A 22,147-nucleotide genomic window follows, 5' to 3' on the forward strand; every position below is an offset into this window, starting at 1 on the left:
CGCTGAATTCGGAGTTCGTGGAAGGTGCCGTCGCGGAGCGTCGTGGGGAGCACGTCACCCCGTTGCCCCGCTCGGGTCCGCGATCAGTTGTGCTCCTCGTCGATGGTGACGGCGGCCCCGTCCTCGACCTGGACGACGACGGCGACGCTGCCCTTCTTGGCTGCGGCTTCGAGGTCTTCCTCGGTGCAGGGCGTGACGGTCTCCGCGTCACCGCAGATCCAGCCGGCTCCGTTGATGACGGTGCTGGTGGCGGTGAAGAACGCACGCTCGTTACCGTCGCGGCTCACGGAGTACTTGCCCGGGGCCATGTACCCGAGCGTGCCGGAGAAGAGCCCCGACTTCTCGCCCTCGCCCATACCGTCGCCGGTACCGGTGCCGCTGTCGGTGTGGTCCTCGACGATGCTGACAGCCACTCCGTCCTTGACGTCGACCGTCGCCCCGAACCCCTTCTTGGCCGCGGCTTCGAGCTCCTCCTCGCTGCACGGCGTGGCGGCCTGGCCGTTCGCGTCACCGCAGATCTTGCCCGCGCCCTCGATGTCGGTGTCCTCGGAGATGAAGAACGCCTGCACCGCGTCGTTCGCGTCCGTGACGGTGTATTTGCCGGGGGCGAGGTAGGAGACCGTGCCGACCCACTTGCCCGACACCTTGCCGCTCTTCGAGCTCTTCTCGCCCGACGCGGACTCGCTGCCGGCACCGTCGCCGCTCCCGCCGTCGTCGGACTTCCCCTTGGCGGCCGAGTCCGAGACCGTGGCCCCGGCCGGCTTACCGCCGTCCTCTCCCTGACAGGCGGTCAGAAGCATCGTCGTGGCCACCAGGGCCGCGGCGGCGAGGACGGACTTGCGGCGGTGCGTGCGAAGCATGGTGGGGCTCCCCCTGCTGATGGTGATGTGGCCGGGCCGGACTGGTCATTCCGGCTGGTCCCTGCCTTGTCGATCACCATCCTGATCGGTGCGGCGCCCCCCTGGGAAGCGGGGTTACGGTGTCATGACACTCCTGTCGTGAGCACGGGACACCGCTACCCCGACGCCCCGCCCTCCGCGATGTGGGGCGCTACTTCTCCGGTGCCGGCTCCTCGCCCCGGGCGGGGGTGGGGGCCGGGGCCGGGCCGGCCTTCGTGCGGCGGGGGGCGATGGCCGGCGCGAGGAAGACGGCCACGGCTACGAATCCGAGGACCACGATCATGGCGGACCGCAGCCCGTAGTGGTCGCCGAGGAAGCCCAGTCCCGGAGGCCCGACGAGGAACGCGATGTAGCCGATCATCGCCACCAGGCTGACCCGGGCCGCCGGGTCGGGGCCCGAGTCGCCCGCCGCCGAGAGGGCGACGGGGAAGCCGAGGGAGGCGCCCAGGCCCCAGAAGAGGACGGCAGCGCCCGCCAGGACGGGTGAGTCGGCGAAGATGACGACGGTGAGCCCGATGGCCGCGGACAGGGCGCTGGCCCGGACGACGGGGGCTCGGCCGAAGCGGTCGATGAAGAAGCCGCCGCAGAAGCGGCCGAGCGTCATGGCCGCGGCGAAGCCCGCGTAGACGGCCGATCCCAGGGCGGGGTCGACGCCGTGGCCGTCGACCATGAGCAGGGGCAGCCAGTCGTTGGCGGCGCCCTCGGCCAGCGCCATCGCGAGGATGATGCCGCCGATCAGCAGGAGGCGGCGGTCCTTCCACACCGCGGGGCGGGCCGGCGCGGTGCCGCCCTCGGAGTGCCGGGAGTTCCTGGTCCTGCCGACGCCGGCGGGGATCGAGCGGATGGCGTACGCGAACATCCCGGCCGTGACCAGGGCCATGGCGGCCAGGTGCCACTGCACCGGGAAGCCGACCGCGGTGCACAGGATGCCGAGCACGGCTCCCACGACGGTGCCGAGGCTGAAGAAGCCGTGCAGGGTGGGCAGTACGGTGCGGCGGGTGATCCGCTCGACCTCCGCGCCGTCGATGTTGACGGCCACCTCTCCGCCGCCCATCCCGGCGCCGAAGAGGAACAGCCCGGCGGTGACGGTGGGGGCGGAGGAGAGCGGAGTACCGCAGCCGATGGCCACCGCTCCGGCGATGATCAGCACGGTCCCCACGCCCATGACGGGCCGGGTGCCGAAGCGTGCGACCAGCGGGCCGGAGGTGAGGATGCCGAGCATGGAGCCGACGGAGAGACCGAAGAGGACGAGCCCCATCTCGGCGGTCGACGCGCCCAGTTGGTCCCTGATGTCCGGGGTCCGCGTCACCCATGAGGAGATCGAGAGGCCGGGTATGAGGAAGAAGAGGAACAGTGCCGCTCGGCGGCGGCGTGTGGCCAGGTCCATCAGTGACGCGCTCTTTCAGGAGTGCACGGCCGGGGCGGACGCCGACCCCGGATGAGTATGTACAAACGTACACTCCTAGGGGGAGCAGGAACGGACCCGCTCGCTCCACGGCCCGCCGACGGCCGGAATCAGTGCCCCCGGCGGCGACTCCGGCAGGAGACACCGCGAGCAGCGGGGACCTGCGGTGCGGCCGGTACGAGCGTCCTGGCAGTCAGGACGTCAGCCACGGTGGTCCGCCGTCCCGGGCTGCGCGGGAGACTTGGTGATCTCGGCGTGGACCACCTCGAAGCCGCCCTTGACCACGGTCGTGAAGGGCGCGGGGGCCATGCACGTGCCCGTTCTCGGACTTACGGGCAGGCCGTTCTCGTCGACGTGCCCGGGGTCGGCGTTCACCACACCCCACGAGAAGCCGAGCCGGTCCGGTTCGCCCTTCCCGCCCTGCTGGACGCTGATTCCCAGCCGGGCGCCGATGTCCCCGACGTTCGACTTCGTCACCACCGCGGTCAGGGTCGCCGTCCGGCCGCTGGTGACCAGGCAGTCCACCCGGGCCTCAGCCCACCCGGCGGCTCCGCCCGGAGAGGTGTGGGAGAACTTCAGCGTGCCCCGGGCGTCCGTGGACAGCCCCTCGGGGGCCTCGGGGGGAAACGGCCGGGTGAACGGCTTCTGTTCGGCACGGATGGCGAAACGGATGTCGTCGTCGGGTGACTCGATGTAGAAGATGCGTCCTTCCCCATGGACGCCGGCCGCCCGTGCCGGCTTCTTCTCGACGGACGCGGCCGGAACCGCGGCAGTGGGACCGGCGTTGACCAGCCCGGCAAGGAGGGCGACGGCCGCCGTGGCGCCGATTGCGGTGTTGCGCATGGTGAACTCCCGTGGAGTGGAGGGACTGTGTGCCGGCCTGTTCGGTCGGACGGCTCAAGCCTCACCTCCTGCGCCTCCGGATCCCATCCGCCGATCGGCAGAGCGATCGCGTTGCCGCCCGGCCTCCCTATGCCGTTGGGCAGAGAGCCGCCCGGCCCACCCGCCCGTACGCTGACCGTCATGTGGGAAGCAACCGGCCCGGCTTTCACGGTGCTTGACGCCGCGCCGTCCGTCGTGGCCGCGTGCACGCTGGTGTGGGCCGTTGCCGTTCCCCGTGCCACGGCCCGTGAGCGGCTCAGCCGTCTCGCCTTGCCGACCACGGTCTGCGCGGCCCTCTCCCTGATCACCAGTTTCGCCCTGCCGACGGCCGGTCTCGGCTCCGGCTGGAAGCTGGTGGAGTCCGCCGCCCTACTGCTGCTCCTGGCCGTGGTCACCCGCTGGTCACCCCAGCGCGAAGTCGCTCACGCCCTTCCGTCGGCCGCCCTCGCGGTGTCCCTGTGGCCGCTGCCGCTGATCGCCGGTGAGTCCTTCCTGGAAGCCACCGGAGTCGCCGCCTTCTGGCTGCTTCCCGTGGCCGCCTCGGTGGCGGCCGGCGGCTACCCCCGCCGCCAGGACCTCCGCCGCCGGAGCGCGGTGGCGGAAGCCCGGCGGGCCCAACGCCTTCAGCTCTCCCGCGACCTGCACGACTTCGTCGCCCACGACATCAGCGGGATCGTCGTCCAGGCGCAGGCCGCCCGCTTCGTCGCCGCCACCGATCCCTCCCGCGCCCTGATCGCCCTGGAGCGCATCGAAACGGCGGGTCTGAGCGCCCTGGCCGCGATGGACCGGACCGTACAGATGCTGCACGGTGCGGAGGCACCCACCACCGAGGCGCTCCCCGACGTGTCCCGACTCCCCCGACTCATAGAGAACTTCACCTCCGCGGGAGCCACCGAAGCACGTCTGGACCTGTCTCCCCGGGCCGCGGGTGCGCTCTCCCGCGAGGCCGGCGCCGTCGCCTACCGCATCGTCGTCGAGGCACTGACCAACATCCGCCGGCATGCCCCCGACGCCTCCCGCGCCACCGTCGCGTTCACCCCCACGGCCACCACCGTGGAAATCCGGGTCACCAACGACCGCGGTGCCGGTCCGGCTCCGGCCCGCCGTCCCCGGGGCGGGCTCGGCCTTCCCGCGCTCAGCGAGCATGCCCGGGCCCTCGGCGGCACCCTCTCGGCGGGCCCGTACGGCGACGGTGGCTGGCAGCTCACCGCCGTCCTGCCCGCCACGCTCCCGGAAGAGACCCGATGACCACGCCCCTCGGCCCCACCCGCATCCTGATCGCCGACGACCAGGAGGACATACGCGGCGGCTTCCGGCTGATCCTCACCTCGCAGCCCGACATGACCGTGGTCGGCGAGGCACCGGACGGCGTCACCGCTCTTGGTCTGGCCCGCACCCTGCGCCCCGACCTGGTCGTCGCGGACATCCGGATGCCGGGCCTGGACGGCCTCGAACTCACCCGGCGGCTCGCGGGCCCCGGCGTGGCCGACCCGACACGCGTCCTGATCGTCACCACCTTCGACCACGACGACTACGTACGCACGGCGCTGCGCGACGGCGCCTGCGGGTTCCTGCTCAAGCGCTCGGGACCCGGGCTGCTCATCGAGGGCGTCAGGGCGGCGATGGCCGGGGACCTCCTCATCGGTCCACAGGTCACCGTCCGGCTGCTCCGGACCCTCGCCCCCGCCCCGGCAGCGCCCACGGCACCGTCGCCTCTCACCACCCGGGAAGGGGAAATAGCCCGGCTGGTCGCCGAAGGACTCACCAACGCCGAGATCGGCGACAGGCTCTTCATCTCGGCGGGCACCGCCAAGACACATGTCGCGAACGTCCAGGCGAAGCTGAAGGCCCGTAACCGGGTGGGCATCGCCGCCTGGGTCTGGGAGAGCGGCCTGGCCGGTCCGGCACCACGGGGGTAGGCCTCCTCGCGTGTCAGAGCCAGCCGTGTTCGCGGGCGATGCGGGCGGCGACGTGCCTGTTCTCCGCGCCGAGCTTCATCGCCGCGGCCGAGAGGTAGTTGCGGACCGTTCCGCTGGACAGCGAGGCGCGGGAGGCGATGTCCGCGACCGGGGCCCCGTCCTCGGCGTACGACAGGACTTCCGCCTCCCGGGGAGTCAGGGGTGATTCGCCGGCGGCGATGGCGTCGGCCGCGAGTTCCTGGTCGACGTAGCGGCCGCCGGTGTGGACGGTCCTGATGATCTGCGCCAGTTGCTGCGCGGAGACCGTCTTGGGCACGAAGCCGCGCACCCCCACGCTCAGCGCGCGCTTCAGGGCTCCCGCCCGGGCGTGGCTGGTGACGATCATCGCGGCGCAGCCGGGCACGGCGGCGCGCAACTGGTCGGCGACCGCAACGCCGTCGAGGCCGGGCATCTGGAGGTCGAGCACGGCGACGTCGGGGCGGTGCGCCGTCGCCATCGCCAGGGCCTCGTCGCCGGTTCCGGCCTGTGCGACGACGGTGATGTCGTCCTCCAGGGTGAGGAGGGAGGCGAGCGCGCCCCGGATGAGGTGCTCGTCGTCCGCCAACAGGACCCTGATCATTCGGCTTCCTCCCAGGGGATGCGCGCGGTGAGGCGGAAGACTCCGCCGGAGTGCTGTTCGAAGGCCAGCGTGCCGTTCAGCGCGGTCAGGCGTTCCTTCAGTCCGGCCAGGCCCGTGCCGGTGCCGGGTTCCGTTGCGGACGCGCCGTCGTTCTCCATCACGAGCAGGGCCGTGGCCGGATCCGCCGTACGGAGTGACATGGTGCAGCGGGACGCGCCCGGCGCGTGGCGGAGCACGTTCGTCGTCGCCTCGCGCACCACCCAGCCGAGGGCCGACTGCACATCGGCGGGCAGGCGGTCGGCGGGCCCGTATTCGATGCGGCAGTCGATGCCCGCGGCCTCCAGGACGGACCGCGCTCCGGCGAGTTCGGTGTGGAGGTCGGCGGTGCGGTAGCCGCGGACCACCGAGCGGATCTCCCGCTGGGACTCCCGCGCGATGTTCTGCACCTCTTCCATGTGGTCGACCGCCTCGGGCCGGCCGCGCCGCGCGAGCTCTGCGGCGAGTTCGCTCTTGAGCGCCACGACCGCGAGGTTGCGGCCGAGTACGTCATGGAGGTCCCGGCCGAAGCGCAGGCGTTCCTCCGCGACTGCCAGGCGTGTCTGCGTCTCACGGGCGGCCACCAGTTCCTCGACGAGCCGCACACCCCAGCCGGAGGCCAGGGACGCGACGGCCATGAACGGCACCATGACCGTGGTCGCGCCGATGAGGAGGAGCAAGTCCTCGCCCGTCAGCCCCGCCATGGCCGCCCCTGCCACGGACGCCACCGAAACGACCGCCACGAGGGCCGACCCCGTGCGGGGTCCGAGTCCCAGCACGGGCGGTCCCGCGTAGAACATCAGCAACCACAGCATGAAGGCGGTCAGGTCGCCGTTCTCGATGCGGCCGGACGACAGCAGTACGCATCCCCATGCCGCCGTGGCCACGGTCACGGCCGTGTACACCGCCACGAGCCGGTAGGGCCGTGGGCCGACGGCGAGGTAGTGGTGCAGGGCGGAGCGCCACAGCAGCAGCTGGACTCCGGCGTGCGCCGTGCCCAGCACGATCACGGTCGCCGGCACCAGCACCCCGAAATCGCCCCGCACGACCCAGATCGTCCACAGCCCCACCTCGCAGACGGACATGAAGCCCACGCTGCTCACCGCGTAGCGGCGGTACCGGCCGGGGCCGTCCGGGCCGCCGAGCCTCTCCACCCAGTCCTCCACGCTCATGGTGCTCATGGTGCTCATGGTCCCCGACTTCGTCGTCCGTGCGGGCGCGTACGCCCTCACGCGCACGGTCGGCGTCCGTGCGCCCGCGTGGACCATGGCGCGCTGTCAGCCGCGCGGGCCCCAACGGAACCACTGCCGCACTCCGAGGACCGCCACACCTGTCCAGGCCAGGGCGGCGAGCAGCAGGCGGATCTGGTCACCGCCGCCGAGGCTGCCCGTCCAGCCGCCCTGGAGGAGGTCCATCACCGGTGAGAAGGGCAGCCAGGCGCTGATGTCTCCTGCCACGCCCGGCAGTACTCCACGCGGTACGAACATCCCGGAGCCGACCATGCTCAACAGCCAGAACGGCAGGAAGGTCAGCTGGGCGCTCTCTGCCGTCCGGGTGACCGCGGCCGTCAGCGCGCTCGCGGCCACGAGCATCGCCCCGCCCACCAGCAGGCCGAGGACCACCAGGTGCGGCGCCGCGGGTGCGGGTGCGTCCAGGACCACCGTCAGGCCGATGATCAGCAGGACACACTGCACCAGCGCCAGCATCAGAGCCGGGAGCGCTCCGCCCGCGAAGATCTCCCAGTCGCGCACCTCCCCCGTACGCAGCCGCTTGAGCACGAGGCTCTCCCGGCGCGTGACGTACACACCGACCAGATTCGAGTAGACGGAGAAGATCAGCGCCAGGCCCAGCGAACCGGGCAGCAGGACGGTGGCGATCGAGAGGCCGGTGCCGCCCAGGTCCAGGCCCTTCACCATGCCCCGCATACCGAAGGCCGTGACGGCCGGCACGAGGAGTGCGGTGACCAGCGCGGCCCTGCTGCGCAGCAGGAGGGTCAGCTCCGCGCGGCCGAGGGCGGCCAGCCGGGCGGGGGCACCGCTGCGCGCGGGCGCGGTCGTCCCCGGTCGTGTCACGCTCGCTGTCGTCGTCATCGTGTCTCCCGCTTCCCGGCGTTCGCGAAGTCCTCGGCGTGCTGGGCGTTTCCGGTGTGCTCGGCGTTTCCGGCGTTCTTGAAGCCCTCGGCGTCGTCGAAGCCCTTGGCGATCTCCATGAAGGCCTCTTCCAGCGACGCGGAACGGGCGTCGAGCGCGTGCAGGGCGACGCCCGCGTGGTGGGCCCAGGTGAGCAGTTCGGTGGTCGTGCGCTGGAGGTCCCGGGTCTCCAGCCGCACGGTTCCTCCCTCGTCGGAGTGCCGGGTCACGCCCATCGACGCGAGCGGCGGCAGTTCACCGAGGAAGCGGTCAGGGGGCAGTCGGAAGCTGATCCGGGAGGGCCGCTCGGCCACCACGTCGGCCACCCGGCCGGTGGTGGCGATCAGCCCCTGGTGCATGATCGCCAGCCGGTCGGCGAGCTGCTCGGCCTCCTCCAGGTAGTGCGTGGTGAGGAGCACGGTCGTGCCCTGGGCCTTGAGCTCGCGGATCAGCTCCCAGGTGTCCCGGCGCGACTGGGCGTCCAGGCCGGTCGTCGGCTCGTCGAGGAACAGCACCTCGGGCCGGCCGAGCAGGGCCAGGGCGAGGTCGAGGCGGCGGCGCTCGCCGCCGGAGAGCTGCTTGACCCTGACCGTGCGCCGGTCGGAGAGACGGGTCAGTTCGAGTGCCTCGTCGGCGGGGCGGGCGCCGGTCGTGCAGCCCGCCCACATCCGTACGGTCTCCAGGACCGTCAGCTCCGGCGGGAAGCCGCCCTCCTGGAGCATCACGCCGATGCGGTGCCGTACGGCCCTGCGCTCGTGGAACGGGTCATGGCCCAGCACCCGGACGGTCCCGCCGCTGGGGGTGTCCTGGCCTTCCAGGAGTTCGAGCGTGGAGGTCTTGCCGGCCCCGTTGGTTCCCAGCAGGGCGAAGAGCTCCCCGCGGGCGACCGTGAAGTCGACGCCGCGTACGGCCTCGAAGCCCCGGTAGCTCCGTTTCAGTCCGATGGTTTCGATGACTGGGTTCATGTCCTCCACACTCCCGGCGGCAGAGGCCGGACGGCAGTGCGGTGTGTCATCGGGTCCGTATGACGCCTGTCATGGGGGCGCATGACAGGCGTCATACCGCCGGGCACAGAAAATCCCCGTCCTGAATTGCGGGACGGGGATTTACTCACGTATATTGAGTGGTTCTGTGTGCCCACAGAAAAGGCCCCTCACCAGGGGCCACTAGAAACACTATATCCGGCAGGGAGCGATTTTGTCAACTCGCGGAAACGTCGAATTGCAGAAGGAGCAGGAATTCATCGACCGGCTCTACGACCGTGTCGACGAGCTGCGCGGGGTCACCGCTCAGCGCGTCGAGGACGCGTTGACGCCGGTGGGGAACGGCCTGCAGGCCCGGCTCGAACGCGATGTGCTCGTCTCCGAGCGTTCCGGCCTGCTGGCCGCCCTGAATGCGGTGGACGGTTCGCTGTGCTTCGGCCGGATCGATCTCCGCGACGGCGCCGCGCACCATATCGGCCGTATCGGAATTCGTGAGGACGACACCGAGCACACGCCCCTTCTGATCGACTGGCGGGCACCCGTCGCGCGCCCCTTCTATCTCGCGACCGGGCATACGCCGATGGGACTCCGCCGGCGCAGACACCTCACCACCGAGGGCCGCACGGTCACCGAGCTGCACGACGAGATCCTCGACCTCGGGGACGACGAGCGCAGCGGCTTCGAGGACCCGAGCGGTGACGCCGTGCTGCTCGCCGCGCTGAGCTCCGCCCGCACCGGCCGCATGGGCGACATCGTGCGGACCATCCAGGCGGAGCAGGACCGCATCATCCGCGCCCCGCACCGTGGGGTCCTCGTCGTCGAGGGCGGCCCCGGGACCGGCAAGACGGCGGTCGCGCTGCACCGGGCCGCGTTCCTGCTGTACGAACACCGTGAGCTGCTGGCCAAGCGTGCGGTCCTGGTCGTGGGCCCCAACCCGGCCTTCCTGCGCTACATCGGCGAGGTGCTGCCCGCGCTCGGCGAGACCGGCGTCATGCTCGCCACCCAGGCCGAGCTCTTCCCCGGGGTCCACGCCCGCGCCACGGACACCCCCCGCGCGGCAGCCGTCAAGGGCGGTGCGGAGATGGCCGAGGCCCTCGCCCTCGCCGTACGCGACCGGCAGGGGCTGCCCGAGCCGGGCGCACCCCTGGTCATCCCGCACGACGACGGCGACCTGATCCTCGACTGGGAGATCGCCTACGAGGCACGGCAGTCGGCCCGCGAGACCAGGCTGCCGCACAACCTGGCCCGCCCGTACTTCACGTTCCAGGTGATCGACGCGCTCACCAGGCAGCTCACCGAACGCATCGGCGCCGACCCGTACGGCGGCCCCAACTTCCTGGGCCCGGACGACGTCGCCCAGCTCGGCAAGAGCGTCGCCACGAGCGAGGAGGTGCACGCGGCGGTCGGCGAGCTGTGGCCGCTGCTCACCCCCGAGGACTTCCTCGCCGACTATCTGGCGGAGCCGGTGTACGTACCGGACGAGGACGCGGAGGCCATCCGGCGCGCCCCCGGCGACAGGGAGTGGACCCCGGCCGATGTGCCGCTCCTCGACGAGGCGGCCGAGCTGCTCGGGTCCGACGACAGCGCCGAGCGGGCCGCCGCCGAGGCGGAGCGACAGGAGCGGGTCGCCTACGCGCAGGGTGTCCTGGAGCTGTCCCGGGGCTCGGAGACGTACGAGTTCGAGGACGAGGAGGAGTCGGAGATACTGGCCGCCCACGACATCATCGACGCCGAGCGGATGGCGGAGCGGCACGAGGAGGCCGACCACCGCAGTGCCGCCGAGCGCGCCGCCGCCGACCGGACCTGGGCGTTCGGGCACATCATCGTCGACGAGGCGCAGGAGCTGTCGCCGATGGCCTGGCGGCTGCTGATGCGCCGGTCGCCGACCCGCTCGCTGACCCTGGTCGGCGACCCGGCGCAGACGTCCGAGGAGGCGGGCATCGGCTCGTGGGAGAAGATCCTGGAGCCGTATGTCGGCGACCGCTTCGAGCACGTGCGGCTGGGGGTCAACTACCGTACGCCCGCCGAGATCATGGAGCTGGCCGCCAGGGTCGTACGGTCCGATGACCCGTCCTTCGAGCCGCCCGGTTCGGTGCGGTCCACCGGCGAGACGCCGTGGACGCGGGATTCCGGCGCCGATCTGGCGGGCGCGGTGGCGCGGGCCGTCGAGGAGCTGACGCCCGAGGAGGGGCGCCTCGCGGTGATCGCGCCGCGCGAGCTGCACGACGAGATCGCGGCCCCGCTCGACGGGATCACACCGGGCGCCGAACCCGACCTCACCCGCCCCGTGGTGCTGCTGGGTCCGCGTGAGGCCAAGGGGCTCGAATTCGACCACGTGCTGGTGGTGGAGCCCGGAAGGTTCGGGACGAGCGACCTGTACGTGGCGCTGACCCGCGCCACGCAGCGGCTGGGCATCGTCCACCGGGAGGAGCTGCCCGCGTCGCTGCGCTGAGGGGGTGCCTGAAGGGCTCCGCGAGGGTCGGCACCGGCCAGCTGCCCCGGCCCCGCCCGTCGTCCCGTCCGCCGGGGGCAGCACCCCGATCGCGGGCGTTCCTCGTTGCCGAAAGTCCTGCTGGGCCGTCAGTCGCCGTGCCACAGTGGATCGGTCAGGCCCGGTTCCGTGCGGGCCGGGAGGGCGGGGGCGAGTGGTATCGGGAACCGACAGGCGCGGCGAGGGTCAGTTGTACCCGGTGCGCGATCTGGTGCGTTCGGTCGTGGAGAGCGTCGCGCCGGAGGAACTGCCGCTCATGGAGGGGCTGTGCCGCTTCGACGACGCCACGGTGGTGCGGCGGCTGAGCGGCGGGGACGGGCGTCGCGAACCGCTGGGCTTCGGGATCGGAGAGGTCGCCGCGCTGGTGACACCCGTCGTGTGGCTTGTGCTCAACGGGGTGGCACAGCAGATGGGGAACACCGTCTCCGAAAAGTTGACGGGCATGCTGGGGCGGTTGTTACGACGGCCGGCCCCGTCGGCAGCGGTCCCCGCGATGACGCGCGATGAGATGGCCCGAGTCCGGGCGCTCATCCTCGCGGCTGCCCGGCAGCGTGGGCTCCCGGCCGAACGGGCCGAGGAGATCGCTGATGCGGTGGTGGCCCGGCTGGTTCTGTCCGACGAGCCGGAGACGCCTCCGCCGACGCCTGAGCCTCCGGAGGAGCCGGACGCCACGGGCCCGGCCACCCGGCAGGACTAGGTGTCCCCGGGGCTCGGAGCGGATGGGCGGCTCCGGATCGACGAGAAGGTCCTGGGCGCGGGGACGGGCCCCCGGTTCGTCGCCCTGCTGCTTCTGATGCTGACCGCCGCCGGGTCCATGATCGCGGAGGTCATCGGGGTCCTGGCCGACGGGGATCTGACCGGATGCCGCCTCGCCGCAGGCGTGGACCCCGCTGACGGCAGCTACTGGAACCCGACGCTCAGCATCAGCGGCCAGAGCATAGCCACCCGGTACTGCGTATCCGTCTGGGCACCCGCGCCGCCGTGGTGGCAGTTGGCCGGCTGGCCCGTGCTGCTGATGGCCATGGCCGGGCTGCTGTTCGCCGTGCTGCCGCGGTGGAAGGCCCGTCACAGCCGTGTCGTGCCGCTGGAGTCGGTCGACACGGACGGGGCGATCCTCGCCGAGCTCAGCCGGATGTGCGCCGACACGGGCGTGACGCCACTGCCCCGGCTGGTGATCGACCCGGCGGCCACCTCGGTCGGCGCGGTGGTGTTCGGGCGCACCCGCCGTCCCGTGGTCTGTCTTCACGGCGGCCTGCTCGTCGTCCGCAACAGCGATCCGGAGCGGTTCCGGGCGGTGCTGCTGCACGAGCTCGCCCACATCGCCAACCGTGACGTCACCCTGACCTACCTCACGGTGTCCCTGTGGCGCGTCTTCCTCGCCCTGGTGTTGCTGCCGTACGTGCTCTGCCTGGCGTACGTGGCGTACGGGATGGCTGCGGACGGCGACATGCCAAGGCTGGACCGGTCGGCGGCACTGTCCGTCGTCATGGTCGTGCTGCTGTATCTCTCCCGCTCGGACACCCTGCGGAGCCGGGAGATCTACGCCGACCTGACCGCCGTGCGTTGGGGCGCGGACCCACGCGGCTGGTCCGTCACCGACACGCCGCACCGCAGTGCGGCACACCGCGCTCTCGACTCGTTCCTTGAGCTGTGGCACACACACCCGCGCTGGGGGCTGCGCCAGGGGGCACTCGCCGACCCCGCGCCCCTGTTCCACACCGCGCTCCTGCCGCTCTTCCTCCTCGGCATCGTCCCCGTCATGGCCGTGCCCCAGGTGACCCGGCAGATCGCGCTGTACCACGTCAACTTCACCAACAACTTGATGGTGTTCCTGGTCGTCGTCCCCGGTGCGCTGGTGGCCGGCGTGCTCGTCGTCGCCCTGTGGCGGTCTGTTGCGTACGCCCTGCTGACCGGTTCCCGAGTGCCGTCCGGAGCGCCGGCCGGCGGTTGGCTGGGGGCCGGGATGTCGGTCGGGCTGGTGCTGAGCGGTTTCGGCGCCGGCTGGTCCTGGCTCCCGGAGCGACCGCTGGTCCTGCTCGTGCCGGTGACGGCGGGGGCGGCCTTCGGATGGTGGGTCACGCAGTGCGCGCGTCTGTGGACGAGTGCCTCGCGCGGCCGGACTCTGCGCCCCGCGCTCGCGCTCTGTGCGGCTGTCTCGTCCCTTGCCATGACGGCGTGGCTCACGTGGTGGCTGCTCGCCGGTGCCACCAACCTGAACAGGGACAGTCCGAGCGCCCAGATGATGGCCCGCAGCGTTCTGCGGTGGCTTCCCTCCGCGGAGCCGGCCGGGGACCTGAGCGAGGTTCCCGGCATCACCACGGTGCTGCCCCAGTTGAGCAGCGTCGCGGACACGCCGATGGGCGCCCTGGTGATCACCCTCCTGTGGGTCCTGCCCCTGCTCGCGTGGGCGAAGGGCCCCGCAGCGGGTAGCCCCGGCTGGGAGCCGACCCGGGCGGCTCTGCGGGAAGAGCCCATGGCGTCGCTGCGCAAGGTCGTACGCCCCGGACTGGCGGGCGGGGCACTGGCGTGCCTGGCCGTCGTGGGCGTCCAGGCGTACGTCCACACCGGACAACCGGTTCCGGAGGCGCGGGGCGGCCTCTACGCCCTGCGGTACACATGCCTCCTGGTGCCGGCACTGTGCCTGCCCGCAGCCGTGGCCGCCGCCGCTGGGAGCACCGCGGACAGGCGCTACCGCCTGCTGGGAGCATTGATAGCCGGCCAGTCGGCAGCCCTACTGGGGCTCACCGCCATGACCGTGCTCGTGTCCTTGGACGGCTGCGTCACCCCCCTCAACGTCCTGTCGGACAGCTGCGCCTGGCGGCCGGCCTGGTGGCGGCCGTTGTTCCCGTTCACGTTCGTCCTGAACAACACCCTGGTCCTCTCCGCGCTCACCGCCGCCATCATCGCTCTGGTCACCGGTGTGCTCCGCCGCCGACGGCCACCGGACGCGCGCGTCACCGGACAGACGGCTGCGCGGGTCCAAGGGTCCCGCCCCCGGCTCCTCACGGTGGGTCTGCTGTGCGCGGCGGCGGTCGCGGCCACCGGGACGGACGGAGCCGTCCGGAGATACCAGCTCGGGCTCACCACCGATGCCGTCACCGAGCAACGCAACCTCGTGCAGAGCTGGGGCCTTCCGGACCCGGCGCTGTCGAAGGACACCCGCCTCAGGCAGATAAGGGCCTGGTACCGCCTGCGCGGCGACGTTCTCATCGACGCGGTGACCTGGTACGACCGTCAACTGACCACCGCACTCCGCGCGGCGAAGGCGGACGAGGACCTCTGGGGCACGTTGTACCGGGAGCTTCCGCCGGTCTGCGACGACTGGACGACGGCCGCCTGGTTCGAGACCTTGTGGTTCCGCGTGCCCGCCGACCCGGCCGTACGGGCCGACTGGCATCAGATGGTCACCTGGGCCGATACCGGAAGCAGCCGCTGCACCCGAGCACTGGAAGCACGCGATCCCCGGGCCCTCCTGGACGCCTTGGCCAATCTACGAGCGGCCACCCGCTGCGCACGGGCCGTCAATGCCGGGATCGACGGAATCCTTCGCGAAGGCGGCTACCGGGGCACCTTGCGCCCGGCCGCGACGGGCTCGGACGCCCTCTGTGACCACACCGCCCAGGACCCGGCCAAGGACAGCTCCTGAGGGCAATTCAGAGCCCGTTCTGCCAACAGGAAGCCGGGCCGCCCACGCCCACGCACGCCCGACGCTCGAAGCTCGGGTCCCGGGGCCCGAGCGCCGGGACGGGTCTGTTCACACTTTCGGGGCCCGGAATCGAGGCTTCCGCCCGACGCTTGAGCTTCGGGATCCGGGCGCCGGGATCCGAGGGCCGGGATTCGAGCGATGCCTTTGACCGGGAGGGAAAGAAGGGGGTTCGGGAAGACCTCCCCGACCTCCCTGACCCGTCACGGCCAGCAAGTATGACTAATCGTGACCGACTTGCGGCGGAGCGTGGCCACTGCTTACGGTGCGAGAACCGAACGACCCCGACGCGGTGTTGAACGCACCAGGCCGGGGTCTGACCGCAAGATCGAAAGAGCGATCCCGTGGCTATCCAGCACCCTAGCTCCGCCCTCCGCGCCCCCGCATCCTCGCGCCCGTACCCGATGGCCAGGCCCGGTTACGGCAAGCGCTCCATGCCCGGACAACTCCCCCGTGCGGCGGATGACTTCGCCCTGCTGCCCGCCCGTGAGCGGTACATCGCCGGATTCATCGACCGGCTCCCCGACGGCGCCTCGATGGACGTCAAGAGCCTCGCCAAGCAGCGCCCGCTGTACGGCCAACAGGCCGTCGGCTCGGCCCTGAAGGCGCTGGCCACCGCCGGATACCTGCGCCGCGTACGGTGCCTGATCGGCGAGCAGGGGCAGGTCCGCTGGGTCTCGCGGACGTTCTGGTCGCGTACGGCCCGCGACAACGAGTGGTGGGCGGCCACCGAGGTCGCCCCGGCCGCCGCCGAAGCCACCCTGGCGGCCTCCAAGGGCACCCCGGAAGCAGCCGATGCCCCCTTGGCGGCCGCCGCCGCGCAGCCCTGTGGTCCTGCGGAGTCGCCCGCGCCACCGGAGCCCGCCCGTGCCGCGCCGGTCGTTCCGGTCGCCCCTGCCGTGCCCGTCGTACCGGCTCTGCCCGTCGTGCCCCCGCAGCGTGCCGTGGCCTCCGCCGAGCCGTCCCCCGCCTATCTGACGCTGGCGCGGCTGGGCCGCGTCGACTCACGCCTGACCCTGTCGGCCGCCGACTGCGCGGTCCTGGAGGCCCTGGCCGCCGCGTGGTTCGACCGAGGCGTGGACGCCGACTACCTCACGCAGGCCCTCACCGCCGGGCTCCCGGCGCGGGTCGACTCCCCGGTCGGCTTCGTACGCTGCCGCCTCACCGGCAAGATCCCGGCGCACGTACCCGCCGCCCCCGCGCCGCCCGCACCGGGCGCGCCCGTACACCGCGTGATGCTGGAGTGCACCAAGTGCGGCGCCCCTGGCCGCCCGGAAGCCCTCCCCGACGGCCTCTGTCGCCCGTGCCGCGCACCGGGGGCCGACACCGCGCCCGAGGACACCCTGGGGCGGCCGACCGAAGAAGAGGTCCGGACGTTCACCGCCGGACTCCGGGATCTGCTCAAGTCGCCCTGATCTCACGTCGCGCTGGGCCGAGAGGCCGACTCCCGGTACGGCCTCGCGGAACCGGGAACGCAGCCGTGAGCCGCCTCGTTGACCCCACGCGCACCGCTGCGAACCGTGACCCGAGGGAGTCCGAGTACCTTGCCCGAAGCCCTGTCCGATGCTTCGTCCACCGCCCCAGTGCCCCCGCTCCCGCCGGTCGCCGCCCAGGCGGAGCGGCTGATCGAGCTCGGGGTGCACGAGCTCGCGCGGATACCGGCCGCCGACCTGCGCGCCTTCGCCGGGAGAGCGGGCCAGGACACCGACAACGCCCTCCTGGTGGTCCACCCGGACCGTGTTCCGCCGTCCGCCCTAGCTCCGCTGCTCCGCCGCGACGGCAAGCCCGGCTTCGTCGTCATCGACATGCCCGATGTCGACCGGTTCGCGCCCTCCTCCGTCGAGCCGCCCGACGCCCCGCTCTACCTCGTCACCGGCGTCGACCGGGGCGACCGCATGGCCAACTGGAGCCCGGAGGAGGCACTGCCGGCCCTGACCGGGGAGAACCGCACCCCGCTGCTGCTCACCGAAGGCATCCACTGGGTGCTCCAGCAGCCGACGGCCCTCGCACGCAACCGCTGCTTCATGACCATCGGGTCCCGTCTGCGGAAGGCGAACGGCACCTTCGACGCGCGTACGCCCGCAATCTGGATCAGCAACGGCACCGGGCGGGACGGCCGCGAACGCCGCGGCGCGCCGAAGATCGGCTGGTGCTGGTGGGGCAACCGCCACACCTGGCTGGGCTTCGCCTCCGCGACAGGCCGCACGAGCCAGGAGCCCTGACTGCCCTGACCGGCCCCGGATGAGCGGGGCAGGATGACCGGTCGAGCACCGGGCCCCGGCACGCCCTGGCCGCTCGGTGCCCCGAGACCCCTCGGCCCGCGTCCCGGCCGCGTGCCCGGCGGGCCCCACCCCACCGCATCGGGCACAGGATGTCGGGTCCGGCAGGGTGGGTCCTTCCTAACGTGAGGGACGAAAGGGAAGGAGTCCGGGATGCTGGACCGGCTGAACCAGGCCATGGATCACATCGAGGCCCACCTCGACCGGCCGGTCGACGTGGCCGGTCTCGCGCGCATCGCGGCGACCTCGGAATACCACTTCCGGCGGATGTTCTCCGCACTGGCGGGCCTGCCGCTGTCGGAGTACATCCGGCGCCGGCGGCTGACCGTGGCGGGCGCCGAGGTGCTCGCCGGTGACCGGACGCTGCTGGACGTCGCGACCCGCTACGGCTACGGCTCGGGCGAGGCCTTCGCCCGCGCCTTCCGTGCCATGCACGGCGTGGGCCCGGGCGAGGCGCGGCGCACGGGTGCGGCGCTGCACTCGCAGCCACGGATGTCCTTCCGCCTCATCGTCGAAGGGAGCAGCAGCATGCGATACAAGATCGTGGACAAGGGTGATTTCCGGGTGGTCGGCAGGAAGGCCCGCGTACCGCTCGTGCACGAAGGGATCAATCCGGCGATCGCCGACTTCATCCGGGGCCTCGGCAAGGACACGGTGCGGCGCATCGCCGCACTGGCCGGTCAGGAGCCGTCGGGGATCGTCCAGGTCAGCGACCAGCTCGACCCGAGCCGGGCGGAGGGAACCGAATTCGACTACTACCACGGGGTGGTGACGGCCGCCGAGGTGCCCGATGACATGGACGCCCTCGCCGTCCCGGCGGGACAGTGGGCCGTCTTCGAGAACTCCGGTCCCTTTCCGCAGGCACTCCAGCACCTCTGGCGGGACGTGTTCACGCAGTGGTTCCCGTCCAATCCGTACGCCGGCAGGCCGGGGCCCGAGATCCTGAGCGTGCGGCTGTCCGAGGACGGGTCGCGGGCCGAGGCCGAGCTGTGGATCCCGGTGGAGCGGTCCGGCGCCTGAGCGCGTCCCTACCGGGCGCCGCCCACCTTCTCCTCGATCCACTCGATGCCGAAGCGCACCACTTCCCCGGCCTCGAAGAGGTGACTGCCGGCGGCGCCGACCCTGCCCCTCCGGCCGATCCCGGCGGCCACCATGGCCCGGCCAATCGTCTCGAACGGGTCCTGGCCCTCGGGCGTGACGGCGGAGTAGTCGAAGGCCCCCTTCGACGAGTCGATGTCCCGGAAGTGGCGCCAGACGCGCCGGCCGTCGCCGTCCAGGACCGGCTGCTCGTACTCCACGAACCGTTTGCCGGGCGCCTCGGCGAGCGCCTCCGCATGGTGCAGGAGGGTGAGGGTCTCCAGCGGTGCGCCCAGCATCAGCACCCGCCCGCCCAGGGCCACCAGCCGGGCGAGCGGACTGCCGGGGCCGTGCGGGTCGTCCCACGGGTGGTCGGCCGTCAGCTCGACGGCGGCCGCGCCGAGCGCGGCGCAGCTCACGTCGGGGTGCCGGCTGCGGACGGCTCCCGGCCACCGGCGGAGCGCCTCGGGGAGGCGGCCGTTGTCGTGGTCCGCCTCGCTCGACTCCGGTTCGTACGGCGGGTGTTCCGCGTGTACGGCGTCCCGCCAGGCCGTCGGCCACGCGGAGAAACCGTACGGCAGGGCGTCGTTCCAGCCGCAGGTCACCATCAGGGTCCCCCGCTCCCCCACGACGTCCCGCAGGGCGCCGATGAGGGCCTGGGAGCCACCGGCCACGTAACCGATGGCGGACAGCCGCGTGTGGAACATGACGGTGTCGCCCTCGGCGAGACCCAGCGCGGTCAGATCGCGGACGAGCCGGCCACGGGTGACGGGGCCGTCGGCGCGCGCGAGCAGGGCGTCCTGGTCCAGGGGTGGTTCGGGTGCGGTCACTTGTTCACTCGGTCCGTCTTCGTGAAGTGAGCAGCGGTACGGGTGCGGCGCTCGGGCCGCGCCCAGAAGGTACCAGCGGTCCACACGGCACCGGCGGACCCAGGAGCCGCACGGAGCGGCCGGGCCCGGCTCCGTGCGTAACAGGCCCCGTGGCGGCCGTTCCGTTGCGGCTCGGTGCCGATCCCGACCGCTTGGCACATCCCGGGAACCGCGCCGCGCGGTTCGGCCGTCCTCACGCCCGAACTCCGCGCGGGTCACCACGGGTGCCGTGCGGAACACGCCACGTATCCAAGGAGCAGCATGACCGCCCACGGCAGTACGCGCCCCCGGAACAGCCTCCCGAACAGCGCCGGTTCCCCGTCGAAGCGCAGCACGCGCACGGCCCTCCGGGACTGCGCGAAGGGTGTCCTGATCCTCACGGTCGCGCTCGGTGCCGCCACGGCCTGCGGGCCGCTGTCGGACAGCGGCAGCGGGTCTGCGAAAGGTGGCGGTCAGAAGTCCAGGGACTGGAAGGTGGGCGACTGCGCGGGTCCGGACACGAGCCAGTCGAAGGACGGATTCCAGGGCCTCGACTGCGACGACCCGAAGGCGACGATCAAGGCGCTCGCGGTGAAGGACGGCGAGTTCTTCGCCGGGGCCGTCGAGTGCCCGGCCGGGACCGACGAGATCATCTCGGTGAAGGTCTCCTTCGGCGGGGACGCCTCCACCGGCGGCATCCCCAGCAAGACGATCTGCGGCCGTAACCTCTCCGGCGACCACCCCGGGGACGCGGGCGCGGGCGGCGGGCAGCTCGTGGTGGGCGACTGTGTGAGCGACGAGGCGAAGGAGGTGCCCTGCGCGAGCGGAGGGAACAAGGTCCTCGCCCTGACCAAGACCGCCGAGGAGTGCCCGGCGAACGCGGACAACCCCATCGAGCTCTTCCCGAGCCCGGGACGCCCGTACGACGCGATCTGCACCAGCAAGGCCTGACGACGGCCGCCGGCAGGCCCGCCCCGCTCGGCCGGGGGCGGGCCGCCCGGGGCGCGGTCAAGGCCGAAGTGTGCGCGACATCTTGACGTGCCCCTGTCGAGGTGGCTTTATGGGAGCGCTCCCATAAGCCATCCGATGTTTGCGTCACCCGGCGCCCACTTTCTGGAGTCGCAGTGAGATCAGCACCGAACACGGCACGGAGAAGCCCCTTGACCGTCCTGCTGAAGGGCATGGCCGCCCTCCTCGGCGTCGTCCTGCTGGGCGCGCTCGGCCCGGCCGCGGCGCAGGCCAGGCCCGCTCAGGCGGAGGCCGCGGCCACGGGCCTGCACATCAGCGACGGCCGTCTGCTGGAAGGCAACGGCAACGACTTCGTCATGCGCGGCGTCAACCACGCGCACACCTGGTACCCGGGCGAGACGCAGTCCCTGGCCGACATCAAGGCCTTCGGCGCGAACACCGTCCGCGTCGTCCTCTCCGACGGCCACCGCTGGACGAGGAACGGCCCCGCCGAAGTCGCGGGCATCGTCGAGGACTGCAAGGCCAACCGGCTGATCTGCGTCCTGGAGGTGCACGACACCACCGGTTACGGCGAGGACGCCGCGGCGGGCACCCTGGACCACGCGGCCGACTACTGGATCAGCCTCAAGGACGTCCTCGCGGGCCAGGAGGACTACGTCATCGTCAACATCGGCAACGAGCCCTGGGGCAACACCGACCCCGCCGGCTGGACCGCGCCCACGACCGCCGCCGTCCAGAAGCTGCGCTCCGCGGGATTCGCCCACACCATCATGGTGGACGCGCCCAACTGGGGCCAGGACTGGCAGGGCGTCATGCGCGCCAACGCCCAGGCCGTGTACGACGCCGACACCACCGGCAACCTGATCTTCTCGATCCACATGTACAGCGTCTACAGCACCGCCCAGGCGGTCACCGACTACCTGAACGCCTTCGTCGACGCCGGACTGCCCCTCCTCATCGGTGAGTTCGGCGGCCCCGCCGACCAGTACGGAGACCCGGACGAGGACACCATGATGGCCACCGCCGAGCAGCTGGACCTCGGCTATCTGGCCTGGTCCTGGAGCGGCAACACCGACCCGGTCCTCGACCTCGCCATCGACTTCGACCCGAGCCGGCTGAGCTCCTGGGGCGAGCGCGTCTTCCACGGTGCGAACGGCATCGCCCAGACCTCCCAGGAGGCCACCGTCTTCGGCGACGGCGGCGACCCGGACGACACGGAGGCCCCGACCGCCCCCGGCACCCCGACCGCCTCCGCGGTGACGGCGACGTCGGCCACCCTGAACTGGTCCGCGTCGTCCGACAACGTTGCCACCACCGGCTACGACGTCGTCCGCGTCAGCGGCGCCACGGAGACCGCGGCCGCCTCCTCCACGGCCAACAGCGCCACCGTGACAGGCCTCACCGCCGGTACGGCATACGAGTTCGCCGTCTACGCCCGCGACGCGGCGGGCAACCGCTCGGCCCGGTCCGCCACGGTGAGCGTCACCACCGACGGGAGCGGACCCACACCGGGTACCGGCTGCTCCGTGGGCTACCGGGTGATCGGCGACTGGCCCGGTGGGTTCCAGGGCGAGATCACCATCCGTAACACCGGAAGCAGCACCGTCAACGGCTGGAACCTCGGCTTCGCCTTCGCCGACGGCCAGACCGTCTCCAACATGTGGGGCGGGACCCCCACACAGAGCGGTGCGACCGTCAGCGTCGCCCCCGCCGGATACACGGCGTCGATCGCCGCGAACGGCTCCGTCACGGTCGGCTTCACCGCCACCAGGAGCGGCACCAACACCGCCCCGACCGCCTTCACGCTCAGCGGCACCACCTGCGCGACGGCCTGACCCCGGCCGTTCCACCGGCCGGCAGGGGCCCCGACCCCTGCCGGCCGGCTCTCTTCCCGCCGGGCCCCGGCTT

General features: G+C 72.1%; 18 protein-coding genes. 10 read left to right on the plus strand and 8 right to left on the minus strand.

Annotated elements, in window-relative coordinates:
- Window positions 1-83 precede the first annotated feature (83 nt).
- The 3 genes from ACZ32T_RS05610 to ACZ32T_RS05620 all read right to left on the minus strand — a co-directional run bounded on the left by ACZ32T_RS05610 (window position 84) and on the right by ACZ32T_RS05620 (window position 3,147).
- Window positions 84-860: a hypothetical protein gene (locus ACZ32T_RS05610; protein WP_467365496.1), complete on the minus strand. Its 777-nt coding sequence runs from the start codon at window positions 858-860 to the stop codon at window positions 84-86.
- A 190-nt stretch (window positions 861-1,050) separates the two neighbouring features.
- Complete coding sequence (locus ACZ32T_RS05615; protein ID WP_467365498.1) at window positions 1,051-2,286, minus strand: MFS transporter; 1,236 nt, start codon at window positions 2,284-2,286, stop codon at window positions 1,051-1,053.
- Between the two features lie 219 nt (window positions 2,287-2,505).
- Window positions 2,506-3,147 carry a hypothetical protein gene (locus ACZ32T_RS05620; RefSeq protein WP_467263106.1) on the minus strand — a complete coding sequence of 214 codons (642 nt, stop codon included), beginning with the start codon at window positions 3,145-3,147 and terminating at the stop codon, window positions 2,506-2,508.
- Window positions 3,148-3,327: 180 nt separating this feature from the next.
- On the opposite strand from ACZ32T_RS05620, the gene ACZ32T_RS05625 reads away from it, so the two are divergent.
- Window positions 3,328-4,434 (plus strand): sensor histidine kinase, encoded by a 1,107-nt coding sequence (locus tag ACZ32T_RS05625; RefSeq protein ID WP_467365500.1) that lies wholly within the window; start codon window positions 3,328-3,330, stop codon window positions 4,432-4,434.
- Window positions 4,431-5,105 (plus strand): response regulator, encoded by a 675-nt coding sequence (locus ACZ32T_RS05630; protein WP_467365502.1) that lies wholly within the window; start codon window positions 4,431-4,433, stop codon window positions 5,103-5,105. Before ACZ32T_RS05625 ends, ACZ32T_RS05630 begins: the two co-directional genes overlap by 4 nt.
- Before the next feature lie 13 nt (window positions 5,106-5,118).
- On the opposite strand, the gene ACZ32T_RS05635 is transcribed toward ACZ32T_RS05630, so the two are convergent.
- The 4 genes from ACZ32T_RS05635 to ACZ32T_RS05650 all read right to left on the minus strand — a co-directional run bounded on the left by ACZ32T_RS05635 (window position 5,119) and on the right by ACZ32T_RS05650 (window position 8,854).
- Window positions 5,119-5,724 carry a response regulator transcription factor gene (locus ACZ32T_RS05635; protein WP_467365504.1) on the minus strand — a complete coding sequence of 202 codons (606 nt, stop codon included), beginning with the start codon at window positions 5,722-5,724 and terminating at the stop codon, window positions 5,119-5,121.
- A complete protein-coding gene (locus ACZ32T_RS05640; RefSeq protein ID WP_467365506.1) occupies window positions 5,721-6,941 on the minus strand; it encodes a sensor histidine kinase in 1,221 nt (406 codons plus the stop codon). Before ACZ32T_RS05640 ends, ACZ32T_RS05635 begins: the two co-directional genes overlap by 4 nt.
- A 96-nt stretch (window positions 6,942-7,037) precedes the next feature.
- A complete protein-coding gene (locus tag ACZ32T_RS05645; protein ID WP_467263119.1) occupies window positions 7,038-7,850 on the minus strand; it encodes an ABC transporter permease in 813 nt (270 codons plus the stop codon).
- Window positions 7,847-8,854 (minus strand): ABC transporter ATP-binding protein, encoded by a 1,008-nt coding sequence (locus ACZ32T_RS05650; RefSeq protein WP_467365508.1) that lies wholly within the window; start codon window positions 8,852-8,854, stop codon window positions 7,847-7,849. The genes ACZ32T_RS05645 and ACZ32T_RS05650 overlap by 4 nt, the downstream gene beginning before the upstream one ends.
- 256 nt (window positions 8,855-9,110) lie before the next feature.
- Here ACZ32T_RS05650 and ACZ32T_RS05655 point away from each other — a divergent pair, with 256 nt between their 5' ends.
- From ACZ32T_RS05655 to ACZ32T_RS05680, 6 genes are all read left to right on the plus strand, one after another.
- Entirely contained in the window at window positions 9,111-11,324 is a 2,214-nt protein-coding gene (locus ACZ32T_RS05655) for a HelD family protein (RefSeq protein WP_467263404.1), read from the plus strand.
- A gap of 238 nt (window positions 11,325-11,562) precedes the next feature.
- Window positions 11,563-12,060 carry a hypothetical protein gene (locus ACZ32T_RS05660; protein WP_467365510.1) on the plus strand — a complete coding sequence of 166 codons (498 nt, stop codon included), beginning with the start codon at window positions 11,563-11,565 and terminating at the stop codon, window positions 12,058-12,060.
- Window positions 12,061-15,009 (plus strand): M56 family metallopeptidase, encoded by a 2,949-nt coding sequence (locus ACZ32T_RS05665; protein ID WP_467365512.1) that lies wholly within the window; start codon window positions 12,061-12,063, stop codon window positions 15,007-15,009. It begins immediately after the preceding gene.
- A 461-nt stretch (window positions 15,010-15,470) separates the two neighbouring features.
- On the plus strand, window positions 15,471-16,481 hold the full coding sequence (locus tag ACZ32T_RS05670) for a MarR family transcriptional regulator (RefSeq protein ID WP_467365514.1): 1,011 nt from the start codon (window positions 15,471-15,473) through the stop codon (window positions 16,479-16,481).
- A gap of 141 nt (window positions 16,482-16,622) precedes the next feature.
- Window positions 16,623-17,288: a DUF5701 family protein gene (locus ACZ32T_RS05675; protein ID WP_467365677.1), complete on the plus strand. Its 666-nt coding sequence runs from the start codon at window positions 16,623-16,625 to the stop codon at window positions 17,286-17,288.
- Between the two features lie 210 nt (window positions 17,289-17,498).
- Window positions 17,499-18,365, plus strand: coding sequence for an AraC family transcriptional regulator (locus ACZ32T_RS05680; protein WP_467365516.1), 867 nt, complete (start codon window positions 17,499-17,501; stop codon window positions 18,363-18,365).
- Window positions 18,366-18,373: 8 nt separating this feature from the next.
- On the opposite strand, the gene aac(3) is transcribed toward ACZ32T_RS05680, so the two are convergent.
- Window positions 18,374-19,231 (minus strand): aminoglycoside 3-N-acetyltransferase, encoded by an 858-nt coding sequence (aac(3), locus tag ACZ32T_RS05685; RefSeq protein ID WP_467263406.1) that lies wholly within the window; start codon window positions 19,229-19,231, stop codon window positions 18,374-18,376.
- Window positions 19,232-19,552: 321 nt separating this feature from the next.
- Here aac(3) and ACZ32T_RS05690 point away from each other — a divergent pair, with 321 nt between their 5' ends.
- Entirely contained in the window at window positions 19,553-20,221 is a 669-nt protein-coding gene (locus ACZ32T_RS05690; RefSeq protein WP_467365518.1) for a hypothetical protein, read from the plus strand.
- A gap of 230 nt (window positions 20,222-20,451) precedes the next feature.
- Entirely contained in the window at window positions 20,452-22,074 is a 1,623-nt protein-coding gene (locus ACZ32T_RS05695) for a cellulase family glycosylhydrolase (protein ID WP_467365679.1), read from the plus strand.
- Window positions 22,075-22,147: the final 73 nt, after the last annotated feature.

This window comes from Streptomyces sp. NPDC023573 (genome assembly GCF_055559735.1).

What these genes read in the sequence shown, in the direction of transcription:
- ACZ32T_RS05610 (WP_467365496.1), bottom strand. Translation starts at nt 860, where the DNA reads ATGCTTCGCACGCACCGCCGCAAGTCCGTCCTCGCCGCCGCGGCCCTG.
- ACZ32T_RS05615 (WP_467365498.1), bottom strand. Translation starts at nt 2,286, where the DNA reads ATGGACCTGGCCACACGCCGCCGCCGAGCGGCACTGTTCCTCTTCTTC.
- ACZ32T_RS05620 (WP_467263106.1), bottom strand. Translation starts at nt 3,147, where the DNA reads ATGCGCAACACCGCAATCGGCGCCACGGCGGCCGTCGCCCTCCTTGCC.
- ACZ32T_RS05625 (WP_467365500.1), top strand. Translation starts at nt 3,328, where the DNA reads ATGTGGGAAGCAACCGGCCCGGCTTTCACGGTGCTTGACGCCGCGCCG.
- ACZ32T_RS05630 (WP_467365502.1), top strand. Translation starts at nt 4,431, where the DNA reads ATGACCACGCCCCTCGGCCCCACCCGCATCCTGATCGCCGACGACCAG.
- ACZ32T_RS05635 (WP_467365504.1), bottom strand. Translation starts at nt 5,724, where the DNA reads ATGATCAGGGTCCTGTTGGCGGACGACGAGCACCTCATCCGGGGCGCG.
- ACZ32T_RS05640 (WP_467365506.1), bottom strand. Translation starts at nt 6,941, where the DNA reads ATGAGCACCATGAGCGTGGAGGACTGGGTGGAGAGGCTCGGCGGCCCG.
- ACZ32T_RS05645 (WP_467263119.1), bottom strand. Translation starts at nt 7,850, where the DNA reads ATGACGACGACAGCGAGCGTGACACGACCGGGGACGACCGCGCCCGCG.
- ACZ32T_RS05650 (WP_467365508.1), bottom strand. Translation starts at nt 8,854, where the DNA reads ATGAACCCAGTCATCGAAACCATCGGACTGAAACGGAGCTACCGGGGC.
- ACZ32T_RS05670 (WP_467365514.1), top strand. Translation starts at nt 15,471, where the DNA reads ATGGCCAGGCCCGGTTACGGCAAGCGCTCCATGCCCGGACAACTCCCC.
- ACZ32T_RS05680 (WP_467365516.1), top strand. Translation starts at nt 17,499, where the DNA reads ATGCTGGACCGGCTGAACCAGGCCATGGATCACATCGAGGCCCACCTC.
- ACZ32T_RS05690 (WP_467365518.1), top strand. Translation starts at nt 19,553, where the DNA reads ATGACCGCCCACGGCAGTACGCGCCCCCGGAACAGCCTCCCGAACAGC.
- ACZ32T_RS05695 (WP_467365679.1), top strand. Translation starts at nt 20,452, where the DNA reads ATGGCCGCCCTCCTCGGCGTCGTCCTGCTGGGCGCGCTCGGCCCGGCC.